The organism is Nitrobacter winogradskyi (genome assembly GCF_006539545.1).
GTDB lineage: Bacteria > Pseudomonadota > Alphaproteobacteria > Rhizobiales > Xanthobacteraceae > Nitrobacter > Nitrobacter winogradskyi_A.
In genome coordinates this window covers 1-23,918 of record NZ_BJNF01000044.1, presented here as the reverse complement: position 1 = coordinate 23,918, position 23,918 = coordinate 1, and the positions used below count along the sequence as shown (strand labels likewise).

At 61.8% G+C, this 23,918-nt stretch carries 18 protein-coding genes; 7 read left to right on the top strand and 11 right to left on the bottom strand.

Annotation, left to right across the window (positions count from 1 at the left end):
• Nucleotides 1-66 precede the first annotated feature (66 nt).
• Nucleotides 67-693, bottom strand: coding sequence for a VWA domain-containing protein (locus tag NWI01_RS09290; protein ID WP_244613709.1), 627 nt, complete (start codon nucleotides 691-693; stop codon nucleotides 67-69).
• A 595-nt stretch (nucleotides 694-1,288) separates the two neighbouring features.
• Here NWI01_RS09290 and panC point away from each other — a divergent pair.
• Nucleotides 1,289-2,140 (top strand): pantoate--beta-alanine ligase, encoded by an 852-nt coding sequence (gene panC / locus NWI01_RS09285; RefSeq protein ID WP_141383574.1) that lies wholly within the window; start codon nucleotides 1,289-1,291, stop codon nucleotides 2,138-2,140.
• Between the two features lie 34 nt (nucleotides 2,141-2,174).
• Here the strand turns inward: panC and NWI01_RS09280 are convergent, their stop codons facing one another.
• The 4 genes from NWI01_RS09280 to NWI01_RS09265 all read right to left on the bottom strand — a co-directional run bounded on the left by NWI01_RS09280 (nucleotide 2,175) and on the right by NWI01_RS09265 (nucleotide 5,159).
• Nucleotides 2,175-2,639, bottom strand: coding sequence for a DUF1489 family protein (locus tag NWI01_RS09280; RefSeq protein WP_141383573.1), 465 nt, complete (start codon nucleotides 2,637-2,639; stop codon nucleotides 2,175-2,177).
• Nucleotides 2,639-3,565, bottom strand: a complete 927-nt coding sequence (locus NWI01_RS09275) for a hypothetical protein (protein WP_141383572.1) — start codon at nucleotides 3,563-3,565, stop codon at nucleotides 2,639-2,641. Before NWI01_RS09275 ends, NWI01_RS09280 begins: the two co-directional genes overlap by 1 nt.
• A 483-nt stretch (nucleotides 3,566-4,048) precedes the next feature.
• The gene (locus NWI01_RS09270; RefSeq protein ID WP_141383571.1) at nucleotides 4,049-4,252 is read right to left on the bottom strand and encodes a hypothetical protein; all 204 of its coding nucleotides are present in this window, start codon (nucleotides 4,250-4,252) and stop codon (nucleotides 4,049-4,051) included.
• Between the two features lie 250 nt (nucleotides 4,253-4,502).
• Nucleotides 4,503-5,159 (bottom strand): glutathione S-transferase family protein, encoded by a 657-nt coding sequence (locus NWI01_RS09265; protein WP_141383582.1) that lies wholly within the window; start codon nucleotides 5,157-5,159, stop codon nucleotides 4,503-4,505.
• 165 nt (nucleotides 5,160-5,324) lie between these two features.
• On the opposite strand from NWI01_RS09265, the gene NWI01_RS09260 reads away from it, so the two are divergent.
• The gene (locus NWI01_RS09260; RefSeq protein ID WP_141383570.1) at nucleotides 5,325-5,594 is read left to right on the top strand and encodes a DUF3253 domain-containing protein; all 270 of its coding nucleotides are present in this window, start codon (nucleotides 5,325-5,327) and stop codon (nucleotides 5,592-5,594) included.
• Between the two features lie 13 nt (nucleotides 5,595-5,607).
• On the opposite strand, the gene NWI01_RS09255 is transcribed toward NWI01_RS09260, so the two are convergent.
• Entirely contained in the window at nucleotides 5,608-6,405 is a 798-nt protein-coding gene (locus tag NWI01_RS09255; RefSeq protein WP_141383569.1) for a YdcF family protein, read from the bottom strand.
• 64 nt (nucleotides 6,406-6,469) lie between these two features.
• Nucleotides 6,470-6,790 (bottom strand): helix-turn-helix domain-containing protein, encoded by a 321-nt coding sequence (locus NWI01_RS09250; RefSeq protein WP_141383568.1) that lies wholly within the window; start codon nucleotides 6,788-6,790, stop codon nucleotides 6,470-6,472.
• Between the two features lie 294 nt (nucleotides 6,791-7,084).
• Here NWI01_RS09250 and NWI01_RS09245 point away from each other — a divergent pair, with 294 nt between their 5' ends.
• On the top strand, nucleotides 7,085-8,365 hold the full coding sequence (locus NWI01_RS09245; RefSeq protein ID WP_141383567.1) for a polysaccharide deacetylase family protein: 1,281 nt from the start codon (nucleotides 7,085-7,087) through the stop codon (nucleotides 8,363-8,365).
• A gap of 177 nt (nucleotides 8,366-8,542) precedes the next feature.
• Here the strand turns inward: NWI01_RS09245 and NWI01_RS09240 are convergent, their stop codons facing one another.
• Nucleotides 8,543-8,776, bottom strand: coding sequence for a hypothetical protein (locus NWI01_RS09240; RefSeq protein WP_141383566.1), 234 nt, complete (start codon nucleotides 8,774-8,776; stop codon nucleotides 8,543-8,545).
• A 239-nt stretch (nucleotides 8,777-9,015) separates the two neighbouring features.
• Between NWI01_RS09240 and topA the strand changes: the two genes are divergently transcribed.
• The 3 genes from topA to NWI01_RS09225 are packed head-to-tail and all read left to right on the top strand — an operon-like array spanning nucleotide 9,016 to nucleotide 14,580.
• Nucleotides 9,016-11,751: a type I DNA topoisomerase gene (topA, locus tag NWI01_RS09235; protein ID WP_141383565.1), complete on the top strand. Its 2,736-nt coding sequence runs from the start codon at nucleotides 9,016-9,018 to the stop codon at nucleotides 11,749-11,751.
• A 43-nt stretch (nucleotides 11,752-11,794) separates the two neighbouring features.
• The gene (rnr, locus tag NWI01_RS09230) at nucleotides 11,795-14,143 is read left to right on the top strand and encodes a ribonuclease R (RefSeq protein WP_141383564.1); all 2,349 of its coding nucleotides are present in this window, start codon (nucleotides 11,795-11,797) and stop codon (nucleotides 14,141-14,143) included.
• Nucleotides 14,140-14,580, top strand: a complete 441-nt coding sequence (locus NWI01_RS09225; protein ID WP_141383563.1) for a DUF983 domain-containing protein — start codon at nucleotides 14,140-14,142, stop codon at nucleotides 14,578-14,580. Before rnr ends, NWI01_RS09225 begins: the two co-directional genes overlap by 4 nt.
• A 43-nt stretch (nucleotides 14,581-14,623) precedes the next feature.
• Here NWI01_RS09225 and prfB read toward each other — a convergent pair.
• The 3 genes from prfB to NWI01_RS09210 all read right to left on the bottom strand — a co-directional run bounded on the left by prfB (nucleotide 14,624) and on the right by NWI01_RS09210 (nucleotide 20,057).
• Nucleotides 14,624-15,755 (bottom strand): peptide chain release factor 2 gene (gene prfB, locus NWI01_RS09220; RefSeq protein ID WP_141383562.1). Its coding sequence is split into 2 segments (ribosomal slippage): nucleotides 14,624-15,685 and nucleotides 15,687-15,755, totalling 1,131 coding nucleotides; the frame shifts between segments, so codons are not numbered across the junction.
• 323 nt (nucleotides 15,756-16,078) lie between these two features.
• On the bottom strand, nucleotides 16,079-18,571 hold the full coding sequence (locus NWI01_RS09215; protein ID WP_141383581.1) for a penicillin-binding protein 1A: 2,493 nt from the start codon (nucleotides 18,569-18,571) through the stop codon (nucleotides 16,079-16,081).
• Between the two features lie 217 nt (nucleotides 18,572-18,788).
• Nucleotides 18,789-20,057: an N-acetylmuramoyl-L-alanine amidase gene (locus NWI01_RS09210; protein WP_141383580.1), complete on the bottom strand. Its 1,269-nt coding sequence runs from the start codon at nucleotides 20,055-20,057 to the stop codon at nucleotides 18,789-18,791.
• 704 nt (nucleotides 20,058-20,761) lie between these two features.
• On the opposite strand from NWI01_RS09210, the gene NWI01_RS09205 reads away from it, so the two are divergent.
• On the top strand, nucleotides 20,762-23,875 hold the full coding sequence (locus NWI01_RS09205; RefSeq protein ID WP_181410423.1) for a ribonuclease E/G: 3,114 nt from the start codon (nucleotides 20,762-20,764) through the stop codon (nucleotides 23,873-23,875).
• The last annotated feature ends 43 nt before the right edge of the window (nucleotides 23,876-23,918 follow it).

Here is a 23,918-nt window from a genome sequence, read left to right as displayed (position 1 = left end):
GTAAAGAAAACGCGTCAAACCAAAATCATGGAGCCCGCTTCTGATTCTATCAGAAGCGGAAAAACTCTAGGATTTCATCTGTCCCAATAGCCGGGTCGCGCTTGTTACGGTCGTCGACAACCGCCGCAAGGCCTCCCGGCCGCCCACCGCATAAGCCGCCGCCGCACGAAGCAGTTCGCGCAGCTGGGTCGCCGCGCCCGGATCGAACCGACACCAGGCGCCGCCGGTCAGCCGCGCGATTTCCCGAAAAGCCTGCTCGGCCATCGCATCATGTCCTTCCTGGAACATGAAAACGGGCACTTTCAGCAGCCCCAGTTCTCCCGCTTTCGCGCAAAGGTCGTCCACCGATTCTTCCATCGCGTCACCGACGAAAACGACGGCCTTGATGCCGGACGCAACCGCTTCACTGCGCGCGTGCGAAAGAACCTTGCCGATCTGAGTGTTGCCGCCGCGGCAATCGATGGTGCTCATCAACCTTGCGAGCTTCGCACTGTCGGATATCCAGCCGCTGGAACGGCATTCGTCGAGTCCCCGGTAATAGACAAGGCGAATGTCGAGGCTGCCGATGCCGACCGCTTCGCGAAACATGTCCGCCTGAAGGGTGCAAGCCATGTCCCAGGTCGGCTGCCGGCTCATGGTGGCGTCGAGCGCGAACAACAGCCTGCCACGGCCGTCTGACGCATAAGGCGACATCGATCGCGCCTTGGCGACGAACGCGGCGATATCGGACGAAGATGACTTTATGTCAGGCAGCGGAGCGTTCCCGCCGGACGGCGGGGTCCGGCAGATCGTCGGATTTGGGGAACGTTTCGGCGGCTCCGGATCGTAGGCCATCGAGACTCACAAGGGATCAATGCACTATAGCGCTTTCGAACGAAGCATGTCCTCGGGCTTGACCCGAGGACGGTATCGGTTCGCGTCAAGAACCAAGAAAGCGCGTCCACATCATAAAACCGCGCTTCTGATCTTTGTCAGAGTTAGAGGCGGAAGGCTCTATGTGGCGCAAACCGCTGATAATTCAAGCAGGGTGCATGGCCTGAAGAGGCCGGCTGCCTGATCAAATCGCGCGGTTGTCAGGTTGATCCCTGCTTTTCACTGCTTCATGGATACGGTGAAAGACTCTATCTTTCTTTATGTTTTGACGCGTTTTCTTCACGCGAACCGAATACTATCCTCGGGTCAAGCCCGAGGACATGCTTCGCCCGAAAGCGCTATAGGTTAAGCTGCGTTCTCCCCGTAGCCGCGCTTGCGGCCGCCCCCGTCCCTGGAACTTATCCAACGAGCAGCAATGCCTCCTGCCCCCACTGTCGTTCGCACCCTGCCCTCGCTACGCCGCGCCCTGGAGCGCCTGCGGGCGCGGCGAGCCACCGTTGCGCTGGTGCCGACCATGGGCGCGCTTCACGAAGGACATCTGGCGCTGGTGCGTCAGGCGAAGAAGCGCGCATCGCGGGTTATCGTCTCGATCTTCGTCAACCCGACCCAGTTCGCGCCGCATGAAGACTTCGGATCCTACCCGCGAACCTGGAAGGCCGATCTGGCCAAACTCGCCGAGGCGAAGGCCGACCTGATATGGCGTCCGGACGTCAGCACGATGTATCCGCGGGATTTCGCGACCCGGATATCGACCGAAGGTCCGGCCATGGCAGACCTCGAAGATCGCTTCCGGCCGCACTTTTTCAGCGGAGTCACGACCGTAGTCGGCAAGCTGTTCATCCAGTGCCGGCCTGACATCGCTTTGTTTGGCCAGAAGGATTATCAGCAACTCAAGGTCGTGACGCGGATGGCGGCTGATCTCGATCTCGGCGTGAAGATCATTGGTGTTCCGATCGTGCGCGAGCGGGACGGGCTCGCCATGTCGTCACGTAACGTCTACCTGTCGAACGAGCAGCGCGCGCGCGCGCCGGCGCTTTATCGCACCCTGAAAGATGCGGCTGGGCGTTTACGGAACGGGGATCATCTCGAAGCCGTCATGTCGGATGGCGCGAGGACGATCGAGGACGCAGGCTTCTCGCTGGATTATTTCGAGGCCCGCCACGCCGAAACGCTGTCACCGGCCGGCTCGTTAAAGGATGGCCCGGTCAGGCTCCTGGTCGCAGCTAAAATCGGGGACACCCGCCTGATCGACAACCTCGGCGTTTAATCCACCCTCTTGCTCACTCGTTGCCGATTTCCAATTATAGCAACCCCAGATCGCGCAACTCGCGGCGCAGCGGCTCTGGCATCTCTGCGACGCTCGCAGCGTTGCTTCCGAGGTCGGGAGGAGCATCAGCGACGGACAGGTAACGCCACCCCTGAAAGGGGCGCATCGGGCGCGGTCTGACGGTAACCACCTTCGGCTGCATGACCAGACGGCATCGACCAATACCGTCGCCGTCGCGGAAGGGTTCGATGCCGATCAGCTTCTCCCGGGCAGCAATTTCGCCTCTTATGACCCAATAAAGCGAGCCGCCCGCGAGCAGCTCCTCGCCTCGTTTCGGTGTCATCCTGGTGATGTGGATATGATGGCGCGGCAAGCCTTTCAGCGTCGCCTGCTTCATACGTTCGGCGATCCAATCCCTGAGTTCCTTTACGGATTCGCAGCCCACGGCGAGTTTGACCAGGTTGAGGCGCCTGTCGGCGGCAGCTGTCGAACGGATCATCAGTTCTGGGATGACGGTGGTGGCGCAAGGCGGACGGGCGGGGCCGCGTGCGGCTTCGGTGCATGCGGCTTCTTCGCGGCCGGACGCGGCTTCGGGACGGCCTGCGCGGCCGCCGAGGATGACGCCGCCGCCGTACCCGTCGCCGGCTCGGGCGTCATGATGCTGACCGGCGGAATGGATTCGGCCGTCGGAAAGTCCATGGTCGTCGGATTGCCGGCCGGCTCCGATGCGAGCGCCGGAACAGACGGCGTATCGGGTGCAGCGGCCTGCGCCGCTGCCGCAGGCGCGTTCCAGGATGACGCATAACGCGTCACCAGATTTTCATAGAGCTGCTCTTTCATGTTTGCCGCGATCCGACTGTGATCAGTCAGCGACTGGAAAGCAGCACAGTCCGATGGTTGGCAATGGTCTCGCGCAACCAGCACATGGGCGACCAGACCGTAGCGGTCGCGCTCGATCGCCCGCCGCAGCGTCTCCAATTCCGGCGCAACCACGCTGCCGTCCGCAGCGGCGGCGCCGAACGATCTTAACCTGCTGATTTCGGAAGCGGCGTAGGAAACGGCGGCGGCCGCCGCGTCTGGCGTCCCGAACAGCGCCTTCTCGCAAGCGCCCTCGACCACCTCTCCGGCCAGCCCGTCAATGCACGATAACGCCGGTATCGCGACGTTGAACCGGGCACTGGAGTTCTTCGAATCCAGCGAGCGGCTGCCATCCGCCTCGAAGGCGCGAAGCGCAACCGCCGCCGCGACTCCGATCGCGAGCAGCGTGATGATGGTCAAGACGCCATTGGCGACCGACTTTTCGGCACGGATGAGCGTCAGAAATACAATGAACGCGAAGAAAACCGCCCCGGCAAGCGTCAGCCACATCGGGAATGCAGACGAGCGCCAGACTTGATCGAGTGATGTCACCCAGGCCCAGTTCATGCTCCATGCCCTCATGCAGAACGGTGGGCCAGCATAGACAACGGCAAATGCCGATACAGCCCGGCTATTCAATGATCCGGGAACACGCCGAAATCAGTCCGACCTGCCCGTTGTGAGCGGAACCCGGAACTCATTGTAGCATTTTCGCGCGAGGTAGATAAGGTTCGCGTGAAGAAAACGTATCAGATCAAAATCATAGAGCCAGCCGCTTCTGATTGAATCAGAAGCGGGAAGGCTCAAGCTTACCCTGCGCTGATCTCAGGAGCACGTTCCCGCCAGATGTAGCGTCGTTCGCGGTAAGAAAAAGAGGCCCGCAATCAACAGCCTGCGCGGACTCCGATCGCAAACCGGCGTTCACTTTTTTTGCCGAATGCGTGCTTGAGTCTGGTTCAACTGCGTTGAATCAGACTCAAGCCTAAACTTTTTGATCAAGCCTATCCGAAAGCCGGTTTCCACTTTGCGCTGGCGCGGCCCTTCGGGTCTCTAGCAAGAGGCGAGCTGGCTTTCCTTTGCGACGCGCTCGAAAGCCTCGGCTGAATTCTTGATCCGATACTGGAAGTCGTCGCCATCAGTGGGAAGCAGCCGGATCACTTCGTACGTGCCGCTCGCAGCCGGCCGTGCCACGTTGCTCGCGGTGAAAAGGACTGTTTCTCCAACGAGAAATTTATGCTTCAACGCCTTCTCCATCAGATATCAATATCGGTCTGTCCGCGCCCACAGCGGTGCAGCCGGTCAGGATTTTTGGTTCCTATAGCACGCCATGGAGGCTTTTGGCGAGTCATAAACACCACGGCGGAAACGCGGATTCCGCAGATTTTCCAGCAACGTAAATGCCCGTGAAGTTGTTGCGGAAGGGGTGCCGCGAGCAAGGGTTGTGGGCGACAGGACGGGAACGGTCAGCTGGCCGGTTGTCGCACCTCGCGAGCCCAACGACAATTCAGTCGGTCTCGAATCTCTCGATTACCAGGGCTTCCGCGAGCCCCTGCTCGGTCCACTCGCGAAAGGCGGGCTGCGCCATCATCGCATCCATGTATTCCCGCACCTCGGTCGTCACTTCGATCGCATAGGTCCGGAAGCGATGGATCACCGGCGCATACATGGCATCCGCCGCGGTGAAAGATCCGAACAAGAACGGCCCGTCCCTTTCGGATCGTCGGCGGCAATCGGTCCACAACTCCTGAATGCGAGCGATGTCGGCTCGCGCGTTGTCGGAAAGCGTCTTTGGGCCGATCGGGCGATGCAGGTTCATCCCGCATTCGCGGCGGAGCGCGGAAAAGCCGGAATGCATTTCCGCCGAGATCGACCGGGCGCGTGCGCGGCTCGCCGGGTGTGCCGGCCACAAGCCTGCCTCTGGAAACCGTTCGGCGGCATATTCGATGATCGCGAGCGAATCCCAGACGGTCACCTCGCCATCGATCAGCGCCGGGACCTTGCCGGCGGGAGTTATATCGAGGATGCGCTGCTTGTCGGCGGGACCGGTGTAGAGCGGAATCAATTTTTCCTCGAAGGCGATGCCGCCGGCCCTGAGCGCCAGCCAGGGCCGCATCGACCAAGACGAATAATTTTTGTTTCCGATCACAAGCGTCAGCGTCATGGTTTCTACTCCCGCATCGGCACATCGCGCCGCGATCACCGCCATCCATCTATTCCGTTACGGATCGCGCGTCATGTCTTTCACTTAACGGCCGAGGCCGGCTCCCTCCGCGGAGATTTTTGATCGCTCTTGCAGAGAGTCCGTCAGTGCGCCATGGCACTATCCATGACCAAGCAAGATTCGCATTCGACGCCCTCCCTTGAAAACGACATTCTGAAAGTCTTGACGCGCGACGCCGCCAGAACGCTGAGCGCGCCGGAGCTTGCACAGGCCATTGCCGCGGAAGCCGACTGGCGCAGCCTGCTGATGCCGATCCGGCGCGCGGCCGTGGCGCTGGCTCAATCCGGACGTCTCGTGATCTATCGCAAAGGCAAGCCGGCCGATCCCCTCGACTTTCGGGGCGTATACCGGGTGGGCTTGCCACGACTGGACTGAACGCCTTTCACTGTCACCGCGATTCCGGAAAGAACGTGTCGCTGCGGCCAGTCATTCTATAAACCAGCAGCCCGACCCATTCGTGGGCTGCCGCATCGGCGCGGGCAAGACCAGCCGACAACTTGTCAAATGGCATCCACGCGTCGATCCAGCCCCCTGTGCGCCAATCGACCGGGTAGGGTTCGACAGCGAATCCCGCCTTGCGGAATACACCGATCGATCGCGGCATGTGATAGGCTGATGTCACCAGCAACCAGCGCTCACCGGGTTCCGGCCTCACCAGTTCGCGGGTAAAACGCGCATTCTCATCGGTCGTGCGGGAGCGGGTTTCGAGAACGATACGCTCGCGTGAGATTCCAAGCTGCTCGAACAGCCGTCCCATGACCGGTGCTTCGGCGCGCAAGCCGGCAATCAGGTTTCCGGTGCCTCCGCTGTAAACGATACGAGCCTTCGGAAATCGACGCGCCAGTTCGAGCGCCGCGATCACCCTTTCCGCCGACCCGTTGATTTCGACGGTGCCGCGGGCAACCGATATGTCGGCATCAACAGCGCCACCCAGAACAATGATACCGTCCGGATCGCGCCCGTCGTGCTGCCATGCCGGGAAACGTTCCGATAGCGTCAACAGCAACACGTTGCTGAGCGGCGAATAGCCGAAGATCAAGAGCGCGGCGATCCCCGCCGTCAGCAGGCCGACGCCAGCGCGCCGCCATTTCGACAGCATCAGGCAGAGCCCAAGACCGCATATGAGCGCGATCGCGTTCGACGGCAGGACGATAAATCCGACAACCTTGGAGAGCATGAAGAACATGCGGTCAGCGGCCCGGTCGATGCGGAGTCGAAAATCGTGACGTCATCCGGCCGTGGCCGTGGTTCTATTCGTGACCATCGAGGGCGGCGAACACGGTTTCGGGCGCATGCGCAACGACTGCAAGGAGTGCACGCGCGGGGCCGCGCGGAATCCGCTTGCCCTGCTCCCAGTTGCGGATGGTTTCAACGGGAACGCCCAGCCGCGCCGCGAACTCAACCTGGGTCAACCGCGCCCGCCGGCGCAGGCTTCTGACCTCAGGCACCGAACTCGGTCCAGCATCATCGGAAGCCGCGCCCGCGACGTGCATGGAAGGTGATAGCGGAAACTCTTTCCCGTCGCGGATTTCCACGATCCGTCCGTCTGCTTTCAACCGCAATCGCTGCATACTCACCTCCGATTCGAGAGATCGTCGGCGATGGACGTTAAGCCCGAGTGAATGCGCGCGCGGCCTCGGCACAGGCACCCTCGTTCACGACCAGTTAAGGCGGCGTTCATCGCCGGTCTTTTAGTTTTGGACGCAATTAGGACATTATCGCTTCTGATTGAATCAGAAGCGAAGCTCAGGATTGTTATTTTGACGCGTTTTCTTCACGCGAACAGGTCGTCCATCCTTAGGGCTCAAGCCCGAGGACATGCTTCGCTCGAAAACGCTATAGGCGGGGCGTGAAGGTATTATCGAATGGCACGGATATCAAAAACAGCCCGGCGGCGGATCCAGCGGACTCTTGGGCTCGGCCTGCTCGCCGCGACCCTCGAATTCATGGTGCTTCCCGCTTTGGCCGGCGATTGCCCGGGCAATCCCGATGCCCTCGGAACGTCCCGGACATTGGTCGTGGACCCTCGGGAACACCCCCGTATCGGCACCATGCAGTATCAGGAAACACTACCGCTTCGCGATCATGAAGTGGTGCTGACCTTCGACGACGGTCCTTTGCCGCCACACAGCCTCCGGGTTCTCGATATCCTCGCTCGTGAATGCGTGAAAGCGACTTTCTTCACGGTTGGGCGGATGGCGCGCGACTACCCGCAGCATCTGCGCCGCGTGTTCGCGGCCGGACATTCCATCGGCACCCATTCGCAGAATCATCCGCTTGGCATGAATCGGATGCCAATCGAACGGGCCCGGCAGGAAATCGACGACGGGATTGCTTCGGCGGCCGCCGCGCTGGGCGACAAGGCTGCTCTCGCACCGTTCATGCGCATTCCCGGTCTGAGGCGCGCGCAAGGGATCGAGGATTATCTGGCCTCAAGAAACATCCAGCTCTGGAGCGCCGATTTCCCGGCTGACGACTGGCGGCCTATTTCGGCTGAGCGCGTCTATCAGCTCGCGATCAGCCGGATCGAAGCCAAGGGCAAAGGTATTTTGCTGTTGCATGATATCCAGGCGCGGACAGTCGCTGCGCTGCCCAGGATCCTTCGCACGCTGAAGGAGCGCGGCTACCGCATTGTTCACGTTGTGCCAGCGACGGCGAATCGACCGAAAACGGCCACGCAGCCGCAGGATTGGCGGATGCATCCGGTGCCGGCGACCGTCGCAGCCGTCTCACCGTCGCCCGCGGTGCAGGCTCCCAGCCCCGCCGAAGCCGGACCCCTCCCTGCTCCGGTAATCCCGGAATCGCAACCCAACCAGGGACAGTTCGTTCTTCCGTCGGAGGTGTTCGACCGATCGCAGCGCTTCGTTCGCGGCCTCGTGCCGCGATTGCATGACTGGGCGTTCTGGCGGCGCCCATCGCCGCTCGCCCTCGCCCCCAGTGAGAGGCTCTTCGTCCCGGGACAGAACTTTTTCGCGTTTGGAGAAAAACCCGCAGGGCCGCTCCTGGCGGCGGTTCCTCTCCAGCAGCCAGCCCGGCCAGCGGTCGACCCCATCGAGGATAATGAGCAACCGATCCCGCTCGAGGAAAGCGCCGCGAAGCGCACCATTCCTGGAAGCGCGCCGGCGTTGCGATCCACTTTTCGTTGAAGCATCTTCGGACAGGCAGAATCAAAAGACCGCCGTGAGGAATGCTCGCTCGGACTTGCGCTTACGCCTCAAATAGAACCAGAGACGGGGCTCCATAATTTTTTTGATTATGACGCATTTTCCTCGCGTGAGCCGGTATCCGCTTCGCTCGAAAACACGATAGTCCTATCACTTGCTTCAGCTTCCCTTTCGCGCAGCACGCAGTCGGACGATGTCTTCCGCCTCCAGCTGCGCCATATCGAGCAGGTAGCCGAGGGTATCCAGCCCATGACGCCGCGCAATCAGCGCCATATCGGCAACCGCCCCCGCCAGGTAACGCGCGGCCTCGTCCGGGCCGCCGTCACCGGGGGGATCGCCCAGGCGCGACTCATCATCGCGCGACTCCTCGTTACGGTTTGGTCGTTCCCTCATCCCCCGAGAACTCCTCACATCATGCCAAGGCGAAGCTTATAGCTCCGTCACCCCTTCATGAGGGCGGCAACTAAAAGTAATATTACATGAATTGTACAATTTCTAGGTGCAATCGAGACGAGAGGTTTTCACAGGAGTCTATTTGACTTAAGACCCTGCTGCACCCATGTTCGCCCCGAAACAACCCGTTCGCCTTTCGCGAATCGGTTTGAAGTTTATCCATAAAATATTGGAATAACATGAATATCGTTATTGTTGAGTCGCCTGCAAAGGCTAAGACGATCAACAAGTATCTAGGAACTTCCTATGAGGTGCTAGCGTCTTTCGGCCACGTTCGCGACCTCCCGGCCAAAAATGGATCCGTCGATCCCGATGCCAATTTCCAGATGATCTGGGAGGTCGATCCGAAGGCCGCCGGCCGGCTCAATGACATCGCCAAATCGCTCAAGGGAGCCGACAAGCTTATTCTCGCCACCGACCCTGATCGCGAGGGCGAAGCGATCTCCTGGCATGTGCTCGAGGTGCTCAAGCAGAAGCGCGCGCTGAAGGACCAGAAGATCGAGCGCGTGGTCTTCAACGCCATCACCAAGCAGGCCGTTACCGAAGCCATGAAGAGCCCGCGCCAGATCGACGGCGCGCTGGTCGATGCCTACATGGCGCGCCGCGCGCTCGACTATCTGGTCGGGTTTACCCTGTCCCCGGTGCTGTGGCGCAAGCTGCCCGGCGCGCGGTCGGCTGGCCGCGTCCAGTCGGTCGCCCTGCGCCTGGTCTGCGACCGGGAACTTGAGATCGAGAAGTTCGTCCCGCGCGAATACTGGTCACTGGTCACGACGCTCGCCACCCCTCGTGGCGAAACCTTCGATGCGCGTCTGGTCGGGGCCGACGGCAAGAAGATCCAGCGGCTCGACATCGGAAACGGAGCCGAGGCTGAGGATTTCCGGAAGGCGATCGAGGCGGCGAACTTCACCGTATCGACGGTTGAGGCCAAACCGGCGCGACGCAATCCCCAGGCGCCCTTCACCACCTCGACGCTGCAGCAGGAGGCCAGCCGCAAGCTCGGCTTCGCGCCTGCGCACACGATGCGGATCGCACAACGCCTTTATGAGGGCATAGACGTCGGCGGCGAAACCACGGGTCTCATCACCTACATGCGAACGGACGGCGTGCAGATCGACGGCTCGGCGATTACGCAGGCACGCAAGGTGATCGGCGAGGATTATGGCCACGCCTACGTGCCGGAGGCGCCTCGCCAGTATCAGACCAAGGCCAAGAACGCCCAGGAAGCCCACGAGGCGATCCGCCCAACCGACCTGTCGCGCCGTCCCTCGGACATGAAGCGCCGCCTCGATGCCGATCAGGCCAGACTTTATGAACTGATCTGGATCCGGACCATCGCCAGCCAGATGGAATCAGCGGAGCTGGAACGCACCACCGTGGACATCGCGGCACGGGCCGGTGCGCGCATGCTGGAGTTGCGCGCCAGCGGCCAGGTCGTCAAGTTCGACGGTTTTCTTGCGCTTTATCAGGAAGGCCGCGATGACGAGGAAGACGAGGACAGCCGCCGCCTTCCCGCCATGAGCGAAGGCGAAGCGTTGAGGCGCGAGAAGCTCAGCGTCACCCAGCATTTCACGGAACCGCCGCCGCGCTTTTCGGAAGCCTCGCTGGTCAAGCGCATGGAGGAACTCGGCATCGGCCGGCCCTCGACCTACGCCTCGATCCTGCAGGTGCTCAAGGATCGCGGCTACGTCAAACTCGAAAAGAAGCGGCTCTATGGCGAAGACAAGGGCCGCGTCGTCATTGCATTCCTGGAGAACTTCTTCGCGCGTTATGTCGAATACGACTTCACCGCCAATCTCGAAGAGCAGCTCGATCGCATTTCGAACAACGAAGTATCATGGCAGCAGGTCCTGAAGGATTTCTGGGACGACTTCATCGGTGTGGTCAATGAAATCAAGGATGTCCGCGTTTCCGAGGTGCTCGACGTGCTCGACAATATGCTCGGGCCGCACATCTATGCGCCGCGCGAGGATGGCGGCGATCCGCGCCAGTGCCCCACTTGCGGAACCGGAAAACTGAATCTCAAGGCCGGTAAATTCGGCGCCTTCGTCGGCTGCTCCAACTATCCGGAGTGTCGCTACACCCGTCCCCTCGCCGCTGACGGCGAAACCGGTGGAGACCGCGTTCTCGGCAAGGATCCGGAGAGCGGTCTTGATGTCGCGGTGAAATCCGGCCGCTTCGGACCTTACATCCAGCTCGGCGAGGCCAGCGACTACGAAGAGGGCGAGAAGCCGAAGCGCGCGGGCATCCCGAAAAACATGTCACACGCTGACATCGAGTTGGACCTTGCCGTGAAGCTGCTTTCGCTTCCGCGCGAGATCGGCAAGCATCCGGAGACCGGCGCGCCGATCACGGCGGGGATCGGCCGCTTCGGTCCGTTCGTCCGGCATGAAAAAACCTATGCCAGTCTCGAAGCCGGCGACGAGGTGTTCGACATCGGCCTCAACCGCGCGGTGACGCTGATCGCGGAGAAGGTCGCCAAGGGGCCGAGCCGGCGCTTTGGCTCCGATCCAGGCAAGCCTCTCGGCGACCACCCGACGCTCGGCCCGGTCGCGGTGAAGAGCGGCCGTTACGGCGCCTATGTCACCGCAGGCGGCGTCAACGCCACAATTCCGAGCGACAAGACGCAGGGTACCATTACGCTGCCGGAGGCCATCGCGCTGATCGACGAGCGCGCAGCCAAGGGCGGCGGCAAGCCGAAACGCGCGGCGAAGAAAGCCAAGCCCGCGCAAACCGAAAAGGCCGGCAAGGACGGCGCGGCGACAAAAAAGCCCGCCAAAAAGGCAGCTTCGAAACAGGCTTCCACGACGCCGAAGTCTGACGCTGTGAGCAAGGCGCGAGGCTCGATCGCTGCGGCCAAAGCGCCGCCCAATACAGTGAAAGCGCCTGCAAAAAAGAGCGCGGGCAAGAACGGCTGACGTGAGCCAGCCGCCGTGAGCAAGTTGACGTGAGCAAGTTGAGGTGAGCAAACCGCGCGCCAGGAATTTTCCGGATCGCGAGACCATCGTCGCTTTCATCCGCGCGCATCCCGGCCGGGCCGGCACACGTGAGATCGCCCATGAGTTCGGCCTGAAAAATGCCGATCGCGCCGAGCTTAGGCAGCTCCTTCGCGCGCTCGCGGATGACGGAACAATCGTCAAACGGGGCCGCAAGCTGCGGCAGCCGGAAACGCTGCCGCCCACGCTGGTGGCCGATATTACGGGACGCGATAGCGACGGCGAACTGATCGCCACGCCGACCGAATGGGACGATGAAACGACGCCCGCGCCGAGGATTCTTATTCATGTGCCGCGCCGGACAAAGCCCGGCACCGTGGCGGGCGTCGGCGATCGCGCGCTGCTGCGCATCGAGACAATCGAGTCCGACGAAACCGCAAGCTATCGCGCGCGCGTCATCAGGGTCATCGATCGCACCCGCGCGCGTATGCTCGGCATCTATCGCGCCTTGCCCCAAGGTGGCGGACGCCTCGTGCCGGTGGACAAGAAGCAGGCCGGGCGCGAGCTGAACATCGCGAAAGCCGACAGCGCGAGCGCGGAGGACGGCGATCTCGTGAGTGTCGAACTCGTGCGGACCCGCGGTTTCGGACTTGCTTCTGGCAAGGTGAAGGAGCGGCTTGGCTCGCTCGCGACCGAAAAGGCCGTCAGCCTGATCGCGATCCACGCCCATGACATTCCGCAAGCCTTTGCACCGGCTGCCCTGCGCGAGGCCGAAGCTGCGACGCCCGCCGCCTTGCAAGGCCGCGAAGACTGGCGCGCGGTGCCGCTCGTCACTATCGATCCGCCCGATGCGAAGGATCACGACGACGCGGTTCACGCCGCGCCGGACGATGATCCCAACAACACGGGCGGCGCCATCGTCACCGTCGCCATCGCTGACGTCGCCTATTACGTGCGCCCTGAATCGGCGCTGGATCGTGAAGCTCTGGAGCGCGGCAATTCGGTCTATTTCCCGGATCGCGTGGTCCCGATGCTGCCCGAGCGCATTTCAAACGATCTCTGCTCCCTCGTTCCGGGCGAAGCGCGCGGGGCTCTCGCCGTGCGCCTGGTGATCGACGCCGACGGACGCAAGCGTTCGCACACCTTTCATCGCATCCTGATGCGCTCGGCGGCGAAGCTTGCTTACGCGCAGGTGCAGGCCGCGATCGACGGCAACCCGGATGACGCGACCGCCCCCCTGCTCGAACCGATCCTGAAACCGCTCTACGCGGCCTTCGCTCTGGTGAAGCGCGCGCGCGACGAGCGCGATCCGCTCGATCTTGAACTGCCCGAACGCAAGATTCTGCTGAAGAAGGACGGAACGGTCGATCGCGTGATCGTTCCGGATCGGCTCGATGCGCATCGGCTGATCGAGGAATTCATGATCCTCGCAAACGTCGCCGCAGCCGAGATGCTGGAAAAGAAGGGGCTGCCGCTGATCTATCGCGTGCATGACGAGCCAACGATCGAGAAGGTTCACAACCTGCGTGAGTTCCTGAAGACTCTCGATATGTCCTTCGCCAGAAGCGGCGCGCTGAGGCCGGAGTTGTTCAATCGCGTGCTGGATCAGGTCAAGGGACATGATTCGGAATCGCTGGTGAACGAGGTGGTTCTTCGTTCGCAGGCGCAGGCTGAGTATTCGGCAGAGAACTATGGCCACTTCGGCCTCAACCTGCGGCGCTACGCGCATTTCACATCGCCGATCAGGCGATACGCCGATCTGGTCGTGCACCGCGCCCTGCTCCGTGCGCTCGGACTTGGTGATGGAGCGTTGCCGGACTCCGACAACGCCGAAACGCTGGCTGAAATAGCCGCGCGGATTTCCGTCACCGAACGTCGCGCCATGAAAGCCGAACGCGAGACCGCCGATCGCCTAATCGCGCATTTTCTCGCCGACCGCATCGGCAATATCTTCGAGGCGCGTATTTCCGGTGTGACCCGTGCCGGCCTCTTCGTGAAGCTGGCCGACACCGGCGCCGACGGGCTTATCCCGATCCGCTCGCTGGGGACCGAATACTTCAATTACGATGAGACCCGGCATGCCCTGGTGGGTTCCCGCAGCGGTTCCATGCATAAGCTGGGTGACGTGGTGGAGGTTCGTCTGGTAGAAGCTGTACCCTTGGCTGGCGCTCTGCGGTTCGAACTCCTATCCGGAGCCGAGGTGAGGTCGCGCTTCCCCCGCGCGCGGGGCGGAGGGAAAACAAAGACGCCGCGTGGTCGGAACGCGGGTCATCCCGATGTTCATTCGAAGGCCCATCCGGGCCGTAAATCGCGCGGGACATCGCGCAAGCCGGGCAAGAGCAAGGCCGGCAAACCGAAGAAGGGCAAATCATGACCGCGCTTCCTCCCGATACCGCGAGCACAGCCGGCAAAACCTGGACCCCGGAAGGCGAAAAGCGCGACACCTGGGCCGCGATGAGGCGCGGCTTATTCTGCCGCTGCCCGAGATGCGGCCAAGGCAAACTTTTTCGTACCTTTCTGAAAACCGCCGACAGTTGTTCGGAATGCGGACTTGATTTTACCCCCCATCGCGCCGACGACCTGCCCGCCTACCTCGTCATCGTCGTCGTCGGCCACATTGTTGTGCCGCTGGCGCTGCTGATCGAGAAAGCGTTTGCTCCGCCGCTGATCCTTCAATGGGCGATCTATCTGCCGTTGACGCTGATCATGGCGCTATGGCTGATTCAGCCGATCAAGGGTGCGGTCGTCGGCCTCCAGTGGGCCCTCCGCATGCACGGCTTTGACGAGAATTTTGTCGACGATCAGGTCTGAGACCAGCCAGGTCTGAGAGCAACCAGGTCTGAGACTGGTCTGATCACTCGACATCCTCGACGGCACCTGGCGTGGTGCCAAAAGCTCTCTGCGCCAGCGTTGCCGCCATGAAGTCGTCGAGGTCGCCGTCGAGGACGCCCGATGTGTCCGAGGTCTGCACGCCCGTTCGGAGGTCCTTCACCATCTGGTAGGGCTGCAGGACGTAGGATCTGATCTGATGGCCCCAGCCGATATCGGTCTTGGCGGCCTGATCGGCGGCGGCCTGCTCTTCCCGCCTCTTGAGTTCGATCTCGTAAAGTCTCGCCCGCAGCATGTCCCAGGCCTGCGCGCGATTCTTGTGCTGCGAGCGCCCGGCCTGACAAACCACCGCGACCCCGGTCGGAACGTGCGTCAGCCGCACCGCCGACTCGGTCTTGTTGACATGCTGTCCGCCTGCGCCGCCGGAGCGCATGGTATCGGTGCGGACGTCTGATTCCTTGATATCTATCTTGATGCTGTCGTCGACAACCGGAAAAATCGCTACGCTCGAAAACGACGTATGACGCCTCGCATTGGAATCGAACGGCGAGATTCTCACGAGGCGATGCACGCCTGCCTCGGTCTTGAGCCAGCCATAGGCGTTGTGGCCGCTGACCTGAACCGTCGCTGATTTGATGCCGGCCTCTTCGCCGGGCGTCTCTTCCAGATACTCGACCTTGAAACCACGCTTTTCCGCCCAGCGCGTATACATGCGCAGAAGCATCGCAGCCCAGTCCTGGCTTTCGGTGCCGCCCGCGCCGGCATGAACCTCCAGATAGGTGTCGAAGCGATCCGCTTCTCCCGAGAGCAAGGCTTCGAGTTCGCGGCGGGCGACCTCCTTCTTGAGGGCTTTCAGGGCGTTCTCGGATTCATCGATGACGGACTGATCGTTCTCAACCTCGCCGAGTTCGATCATTTCGATCTGATCTTCGAGCTCGCGCTCCACCTTACCGATGCCGGCCAGCGAATCCTCAAGGGAGGTTCGCTCCTGCATCAGCTTCTGGGCTTTCTGGGGATCGTTCCAGAGCTCTGGATCTTCGGCGAGCTTGTTCAGCTCCGCCAGGCGCGCGGTTGATGTTTCGACGTCAAAGATGCCTCCTCAGCAGCCCGACCGACTGCTTGATCTCTTCGACAAGTCTTTCGATTTCAGCGCGCATAGCTTTTCAAGTCCACCGGCTTACGCCTCATTCAACAACAGCGTGTGATTTAGCCGCGAAGCCCGCAAAGCGCAATCGTGTCGGACGTGAAACCCGAAGAGACCGCGCGCTCGCCGCAGGAAAATGCGACCACACAATAATGACCACACAATAATTTCGAGAGCATGGTCGATTCAACCGTGATCGGATCACGCCCTATAGCGTTTTCGAGCGAAGCATGTCCTCGGGCTTGACCCGAGGATGGTGACCTGTTCGCGTGAAGAAAAAGCGTCAGAACAACAATCGAGAGCTTCGCTTCTGATTCAATCAGAAGCGATCATGCTCTAGTAAAGCCCTCCGGTGCCGGGCCGGAACAGGCTGCGGTCGGCATCGGGCAGCGGCTGCGGCTCGCGTCCGTCTGCATCAGCCACGCCGATCACGGAATAGTTGTCGGGCGGTGCCGTGCCAGGCTTGAAAGCTTCAAGGATCGTCTTGCCGCCGCTGCCGGGGCCTGCGCGCATACCGGACTTGGCATCAACGCGAACCAGCTTGATGCCGGGAGGAATCCGGAACGGAGTGGCCGGCTTATCGGCAAGCGCGACCTTCATGAAATCCCGCGCGATCGGAGCCGCCAGATGTCCGCCCGTCGCCTTACGGCCGAGATTGCGAGGTTTATCGTATCCGAGATAGATGCCGACGACAAGGTCAGGGGAGAATCCAATGAACCAGGCATCCTTCTGGTCGTTGGTCGTGCCGGTCTTGCCGGCGATCGGCTTGCCGACCTCGCGCATCACCGTGGCGGTACCGGCCTGCACCACACCCTCCATCATGGAGGTGATCTGGTAAGCCGTCATTGAATCCAGCACCTGCTCGCGGTGGTCGATCAACTGAGGTTCGGATTGATTCTTCCAGCCCTCCGGCGCCTCGCAGCCGCGACACTCCCGCGCGTCGTGCTTGTAGATGGTGTGACCGTAACGATCCTGAATGCGGTCGATCAGGGTCGGCTTCACGCGCCTGCCGCCGTTGTCGAACATCGAATACGCGGTCACCATGCGCAGCACCGTGGTCTCGCCGGCTCCCAGTGCGTAGGACAGATAGTTCGGCAGTTCGTCGTAAACGCCGAAGCGCTTGGCATACTCGCCGATCAGCGGCATGCCGACATCCTGCGCCAGGCGGACCGTAACGGTGTTGAGCGAAAGCCGTAGCGCATTTCGAAGCGTTTGCGGACCGTAGTATTTTTCTTTCGAGTAGTTTTCCGGCCGCCAAACGCCCGAGCCGCGCCCCTGGTCGATCTCGATCGGCGCGTCAACCACGACTGTGGAAGGCGTGTAACCGTTGTCGAGCGCCGAGGAATAGACGAGCGGCTTGAACGAGGAGCCCGGCTGCCGATACGCCTGTGTTGCCCGATTGAACTGGCTTTGATCGAAGGAGAAGCCGCCGACCATTGCCAGCACACGGCCGGTCCGCGGATCCATCGCCACCATCGCGCCGGACACTTCAGGCAACTGGCGCAACCGGTATTCCCCCTCGACGATCTTGCCGTCCTTCGCGATCAGGGGATCGGCATAGATCACGTCGCCGGGCGAAAGCACTTGAGACACCTTTGTCGGCGTACGGCCTCGCGCCGACCCGGATGTGGCCTTGGCCCATTTCACCCCGTCGAGCGTAATCAAACCTGTTCGCCGCTCGCGGCTTACGGCGCCGCCAAGCTCGCGTCCGGGCTGGAAGCCGACCCGCGCCGATTTGTCGTCGGACTCGAGCACGACCGCCATTCGCCATGGGGATATATCGGACAACGATTTGACCTCGGCGAGTTTCACCCCCCAGTCGCCGGAGATGTCGAGCTTGCTCACCGGCCCGCGCCAGCCCTGAGCTTCGTCATAGGTGACGAGGCCATTGGCCATGGTCTTGCGCGCTATCCCTTGCAATTCCGGGTCGAGCGTCGTCCTGACAGACAGGCCACCCCCGTAGAGCTTTTCTTCGCCGTAGCGTTCGAACAGATCGCGCCGAACCTCCTCAGCAAAATATTCACCGGCGAAAGTATGCGCCCCGTTGGACCGGCCCTTGACGATCAGCGGCTGCTTGCGAGCCTTTTCCGCGTCGGCCTGGTTGACCCAGCCATTTTCCAGCAGCCGATCGACGACATAGTCGCGCCGTTCGATCGCGCGGTCACGGTTCTTGACGGGGTGCAGCGTCGAGGGCGCCTTTGGCAGGGCCGCGAGGTACGCGGCCTCGGCGACGCTCAGTTCGTTGACCGATTTGTCAAAGTACACGAGCGACGCGGCCGCGATGCCGTAGGCGCCAAGACCGAGGTAGATCTCGTTCAGATACAGTTCGAGAATCTTGTCCTTGGAATAGGTGCGCTCGAGGCGCATGGCCAGCAGAGCTTCCTTGATCTTGCGGGCAAAGGAAACTTCGTTGGTCAGAAGAAAGTTCTTGGCAACCTGCTGGGTGATCGTGGAGGCGCCCTGCGGCCTCTTGTTGGTGCCGTAGTTCTGAGCATAAAGCAGCGCCGCACGCGCCATGCCCTGATAATCGATGCCGCCGTGCTCATAGAAATTCTTGTCTTCCGCGGCCAGGAACGCGTTGATGACCAGCTTCGGCACGGCCTGTATCGGCAGATAGAGCCGGCGCTCCTTCGCATATTCGCCGAGCAGCGAGCCATCGGACGCATGGACGCGCGTCATCACCGGCGGCTCATAATTCTGAAGCTGGGAATACTCCGGCAGGTCCTGGGAGAAATGCCAGATCAATCCCGCGACCGCCGCGACCCCGACCAGAAACAGAATGGTCCCCGCGGCAAACAGAAAACCCATGAACCGCAGCAGCAAGCGCATCATCGAATGTCCGTTTTGTTATCCGGAACCTGATCATCGGCGACTACAGCGCCGACTACAGGCATTGTCGCCGGGTGGACGCGTTTCGTTCGTCGAGGCATCCGCCCGGATCGGGCATGCCGATTCTGGCGATTCCGCGAGTTTACGAAACTTGTCTATAGGGCGGACGCTGTGTCCAAACTAGGGCTTCTCACCCGCAATGCGTCGCTTTTCATTCTCAGTCCACCGGAGCGGCTGATACGACCCTTTTCGCAAGGAATGCCTCGATGGCCTTAGCCACCGACCGGACCGTCTTTGAACGCCACTCTTCGGATGCCATCTGGCGAAGATCCGCGTTATTCGAAACGTAACCCAGTTCGACCAGCACCGATGGCACATCGGGAGCTTTCAGCACTCTGAATCCGGCCGACTTCAGCGGGTGCTTGTGCATCCGCGCGGAGGTTTTCATCTCACTCATCAGCAGCCGGGCGAAACGATTTGAGAACGTGCGCGTTTCCCGCCGCGCGAGGTCGATCAGGATATCGGCCACCTCCGTCGGCTCCTCGGTCAGGTCGACGCCGCCGATGGCGTCCGCCTTGTTTTCGGCCTCGGCCAGCCGTTCCGCCTCGCGGTCCGAAGCCATGTCCGACAGCGTATATATTGTTGCGCCCCGCGCATCACCCTCGTTGCGCGGCAAGGCGTCCGCGTGAACCGACACGAATAGCGAAGCGCCATTGTTGCGGGCGATGCGCACCCGCTCGGCCAGTGGGATGAAGGTGTCGTCGGTCCGCGTCATGACAACACGGAACCTGCCGTCCTGCTCGATGCGGTCGCGTAAAGCTGTGCCGAAGGCCAGCACCAGATCCTTTTCGCTTTCTCCCGTTGAAGCCTGGGTTCCATTATCGAGTCCGCCGTGGCCGGGATCGATCACGACCACGAGGCGGCCGTCCTTGACTCCGGTCGAGCCGGGGGTATCGGCGGCAGGCCCTGGAGGACCAGTATCCTTCGCCGGTTCCGGGCTGCTCGATCGCGCCAGCAAGCGGTTGAATGCGGCACGGTCGACGGCCTCAAGTTCGACGACGAGACGGGAGGGCTGACCGTTCGCGGCGTCAAGCACGTAGGCTTTCCCGATTTTCGCAGGTCCTGCGAGATCGAAGACGATCCGCGATCCGCCCGGCATCACCAGGCCGTAGCGGAACGCCTTGATCAGGCCGCGTCCCGCCTCCCCGGCCTTTGGCGCAAGATGGAAACTGACCTGGGGAGTGTCGATCACGACCCGATAAGGATCGCTCAGCAGAAAAGCGCGAAGACCGATCTTCCTGTCGAGATCGAGAACGAAGCGGGTCTGTTTCAGATCACCCGCGACACGCACCGCGGAGGCGACCGGAAAATCAACCGCGACCTCGGGGCGCACGGGTTCGTTCCCGGCGGCAAATGAAGCCGCGCCGGGAGCAAATATCGCTGTGGCGCATAGCCAGACGATTCCCAGATTTGCGCGGCACGCCAACGAACCCATGCCTCCGAGCTGCCTTTTAATCGCAATAGAACCGCACGGTTAATCCGGGCTTAATCGAGCACGGCTGTTTAGAGATGTTGCAGGCTGGCGACGCTGTCCCTTGCATGCGACGGGCAATCCACGTATGTAGGTGAGTGCTGACGGCTAAACTCACGGTTGTGTCGCGTTCAGCCTCCCGGGTGCAGCGTAGGGCTTCAACTTGCTGGAAGCTCGGCGTTTCCTGATCCCTCCAAACAGCCAGCGCGACGCGCGGCCGAATTGCAGAGGCGTTCTCAGGTTCGGGAGGCATCCTGTCCCAGGTTACCATTTGAACCGGGGGCGACTTGGAGAGGTCGTATCCGATTGTTCCGGCCCATCGGCCACGAGGTAATACGACAACCGACAGGTGCCTTGGCGCTGTGTCGGTCCGGCAGCGAGAGAGATATGCGGCGGTGTTTTGTTTGCCGCCAACCTGTTTTAGACGGGCTGACGCCTGATGCGCCATACTGAGAAGCCGACCATTTTTCCCGCAAGGATCGCGCCGAGGCGAAGTGAAAACTTCGCGGATCGCGTCTCGCAGGGAGCAGGGTCGGTACGGCGTACGGGATCGCGGCGCAGCCTTCCCCTCACCCCCGAATCAGGTGGACCGTTGCATGGGCCGGCCGCGCGACACGCGCGTGCCATGTCATGCGCCCTCCGCCTCCAAGAGCCTCAAAATGCCCAACAAACCCAACAAAATGTTGATCGACGCCACCCACCCGGAAGAAACCAGGGTGGTGGTGGTCCGCGGTAACCGCGTCGAGGAATTTGATTTCGAGTCCGCTCAACGCAAACAACTACGCGGCAACATCTATCTGGCCAAGGTCACCCGCGTCGAACCGTCGCTACAAGCCGCGTTTATCGAGTACGGAGGAAACCGCCACGGCTTCCTGGCGTTCAGCGAAATCCATCCCGACTATTATCAAATTCCGGTCGCCGATCGTCAGGCGCTGATCGAGGCCGACGAGCGGGCGCACCGCGAGGCCGAGGAGGAGTCCGAGGATCGGTCCAGCCGCCGTCGTTCGCGGCACCGCAACGCCCGTCGGCGAGACCATGGCGAACGCGTGCAAAGCGCCATTGTCGAGGACGGAGAGCATCAGGTCGCGGGCGTGGACGCGACGCAGTCCGACCCGTCGCACGATGAATTCGTGGCGGACGATCACCTCGGGCAGCAGCATGACGTACAGGGTCACGATCAGCCGAATGATCCGGATCACCGTCATTTGGATGGTGACGATCACTCGAACGAGTCTGGATCAATCTCGCCATACGGCTCCGACCACGAAACCGGCGCGGACCACCTGCCGGAGTCGCCGGACTTCGCTTTCGCCCCTGATTTCGATAATGGAAATCACGAGCAAGACGAAAACCAGGAGGATGCCGGGGACGATCCGGTTGCGGCGTCTTCGGAAGAGGATTTTTCCTCGATCGCGCCGCGTGACGCGACCGGCTCGGAGCCGCCTGCTGACGACGGTGCCCGGAACGATCAGGTTGAACCGGCCATATCTTCTTTCCCAAACGAGGATCATGCGCTCGACGTACATGCGAGCGGCGATCACGACCACGACGAGCCTCATGCCGGAGAGTTTCATGGGGATGGGGTCCGTGTCGAAGATCGCACCGATGACGATGGTGACGATGAGGAAGAAGAGGAGCAGGTCGAATCCGTCGGCGGCGACGATGCTCTCGAGGAGGTGCCGGAGCGGGCGTTCCGGCCGCGCCGTCAGTACAAAATCCAGGAAGTCATCAAACGCCGTCAGGTCATGCTGGTGCAGGTGGTCAAGGAGGAGCGCGGCAACAAGGGCGCGGCGCTGACGACCTATCTGTCGCTGGCTGGCCGGTATGCCGTGCTGATGCCCAATACCGCGCGCGGCGGCGGCATCAGCCGCAAGATCACCTCGGCTCAGGACCGCTCGCGGCTCAAGGAAGTGGTGCAGGACCTCGATGTCCCCGAGGGAATGGGAGTCATCCTGCGCACCGCCGGCGCTGCGCGCACCAAGCCGGAGATCAAGCGCGACTTCGAATATCTGATCCGCATGTGGGAAACCGTGCGCGATATGACCCTGCGGTCCCAGGCGCCGACGCTCGTTTACGAGGAAGGCTCGCTGATCAAGCGCTCCCTTCGTGATCTCTACAGCAAGGAAATCGACGAAATCCTGGTGGCCGGTGAAGCCGGCTATCATGAAGCGCGCGGCTTCATGAAGATGCTGATGCCATCCAACGCCCGGGCCGTGAAGCAGTATCGCGACTGCCAGCCCCTGTTTTCGCGGATGGGCGTCGAGAGCCAGCTGGATGCGATGTTTCTGCCGACGGTGCAGCTTCGCTCCGGCGGATATATCGTCATCAACCAGACCGAAGCGCTGGTATCGATCGACGTCAACTCAGGACGCTCGACCCGCGAACATCACATCAAGGATACCGCGCTCAAGACCAATCTCGAGGCTGCCGAGGAAGTCGCCCGGCAGTTGCGGCTGCGCGATCTTGCCGGCCTGATCGTCATCGACTTCATCGACATGGACGAGAAGCGAAGCAACCGCGCGGTGGAGCGTAAGCTCAGCGAGTGCCTGCGCCACGATCGTGCGCGCATCCAGGTCGGGCGCATTTCGCACTTCGGTCTTCTGGAAATGTCGCGCCAGCGCATTCGCGCCAGCATGCTGGAAAGCTCGACGGAGCCCTGCCCGCAATGCGGCGGCAGCGGTCATGTCCGCTCGGTACCCTCGGTGGCGCTACAATTGTTGCGCAGCCTTGAGGAAGTTCTGATGAAAGGCGCGACGCATAACCTTATCGTACGGACGCGCATTAACGTCGCGTTGTATGTGCTCAATCAGAAGCGCGAGCATCTGCGCGCCCTGGAGCACAGCTTCAAGGTCGGTCTCTCGGTGGTCGCCGACCCCGCGATCGCGGGTCAGCAGTCTTTCATGATTGATCGCGGCGAGCAGGTGCATACCCTGGAGGCTGCAAAAGCGCTACTGGCCACGCAACTCGCCACATACCCGCCACAAGTTGAAGATGTTCAAGACGATGAACCGTCGCCCGATACGGAAACCGAGACCGAGGCCGATGACGTCGAAGTTCGCGCCGATGAGCAGGCGGGCGGTGAGACGGAGGGTGACGGCCGCAAGCGCAGGCGACGCCGGCGGCGTGAACGCTCAAGCGAAACGAACGACAGCCAGATCCCGCAAACGGTCGAGGTTCCTGACAGCGTCCAGATTGCCGCCGAGTTCGCCGCTGCACGCTTCATGATCGACGACGTCGAGAATGAGGGCGAGGACTCCCCGGCGCAGGACAGCGCGGCCCCGGCCGATCCGTCTGCGGACGGAGACGAACGCCGCCCGCGACGGCGCGGACGTCGCGGTGGACGTCGACGTCGCGGCACCAACGGTGCGAGTCCTGTCGATCCGGCTTCCGACGAACTGAGTGCCACTCCGGCATCGGAAGCCGTCGACGCTGTCGCTGACCTTGATTCCGTGTCGCTGGCGCCGGAAGAGCAGAGTGAATTTTCCGAATCTGAAACTCAGCCGCAGCAGCACAGCGAAGAGCCGGCGAGTTCCCCGGCTGAGACCGGAAACGGGACTGTTCCGGAGCCAGAGAAAGCTGTTTGCCGTCGCTCGACGGTACGTGAAAAAGTGAGTTTCACCTCGCAGGAGGAGGCGCCACCTTCAGTTCCCGTCGTTCAAGGCGAGCCGGAAGAGCCGACGCCGGAGGCGCAGCAGCCTCCTCCGCAAGCATCGGACGAAACCCGGCCGCGCCGCGCCGGGTGGTGGTCGCGCCGGTTCGGCGGCGGCACCTGAACGAGCCTCGGCTCTCATAAGAAAACGCCCGGCCTAGAGCGGC

Coding starts and splice junctions, on each gene's coding strand:
- NWI01_RS09265 (WP_141383582.1), bottom strand. CDS start 5,159: ATGACGCTGACGCTTGTGATCGGAAACAAAAATTATTCGTCTTGGTCG.
- topA (WP_141383565.1), top strand. CDS start 9,016: ATGAATATCGTTATTGTTGAGTCGCCTGCAAAGGCTAAGACGATCAAC.
- NWI01_RS09205 (WP_181410423.1), top strand. CDS start 20,762: ATGCCCAACAAACCCAACAAAATGTTGATCGACGCCACCCACCCGGAA.
- NWI01_RS09255 (WP_141383569.1), bottom strand. CDS start 6,405: ATGTTCTTCATGCTCTCCAAGGTTGTCGGATTTATCGTCCTGCCGTCG.
- NWI01_RS09260 (WP_141383570.1), top strand. CDS start 5,325: ATGACCAAGCAAGATTCGCATTCGACGCCCTCCCTTGAAAACGACATT.
- panC (WP_141383574.1), top strand. CDS start 1,289: ATGCCTCCTGCCCCCACTGTCGTTCGCACCCTGCCCTCGCTACGCCGC.
- NWI01_RS09270 (WP_141383571.1), bottom strand. CDS start 4,252: ATGGAGAAGGCGTTGAAGCATAAATTTCTCGTTGGAGAAACAGTCCTT.
- NWI01_RS09215 (WP_141383581.1), bottom strand. CDS start 18,571: ATGCGCTTGCTGCTGCGGTTCATGGGTTTTCTGTTTGCCGCGGGGACC.
- NWI01_RS09250 (WP_141383568.1), bottom strand. CDS start 6,790: ATGCAGCGATTGCGGTTGAAAGCAGACGGACGGATCGTGGAAATCCGC.
- NWI01_RS09245 (WP_141383567.1), top strand. CDS start 7,085: ATGGCACGGATATCAAAAACAGCCCGGCGGCGGATCCAGCGGACTCTT.
- NWI01_RS09225 (WP_141383563.1), top strand. CDS start 14,140: ATGACCGCGCTTCCTCCCGATACCGCGAGCACAGCCGGCAAAACCTGG.
- NWI01_RS09240 (WP_141383566.1), bottom strand. CDS start 8,776: ATGAGGGAACGACCAAACCGTAACGAGGAGTCGCGCGATGATGAGTCG.
- NWI01_RS09280 (WP_141383573.1), bottom strand. CDS start 2,639: ATGATCCGTTCGACAGCTGCCGCCGACAGGCGCCTCAACCTGGTCAAA.
- NWI01_RS09275 (WP_141383572.1), bottom strand. CDS start 3,565: ATGAACTGGGCCTGGGTGACATCACTCGATCAAGTCTGGCGCTCGTCT.
- NWI01_RS09290 (WP_244613709.1), bottom strand. CDS start 693: ATGTCGCCTTATGCGTCAGACGGCCGTGGCAGGCTGTTGTTCGCGCTC.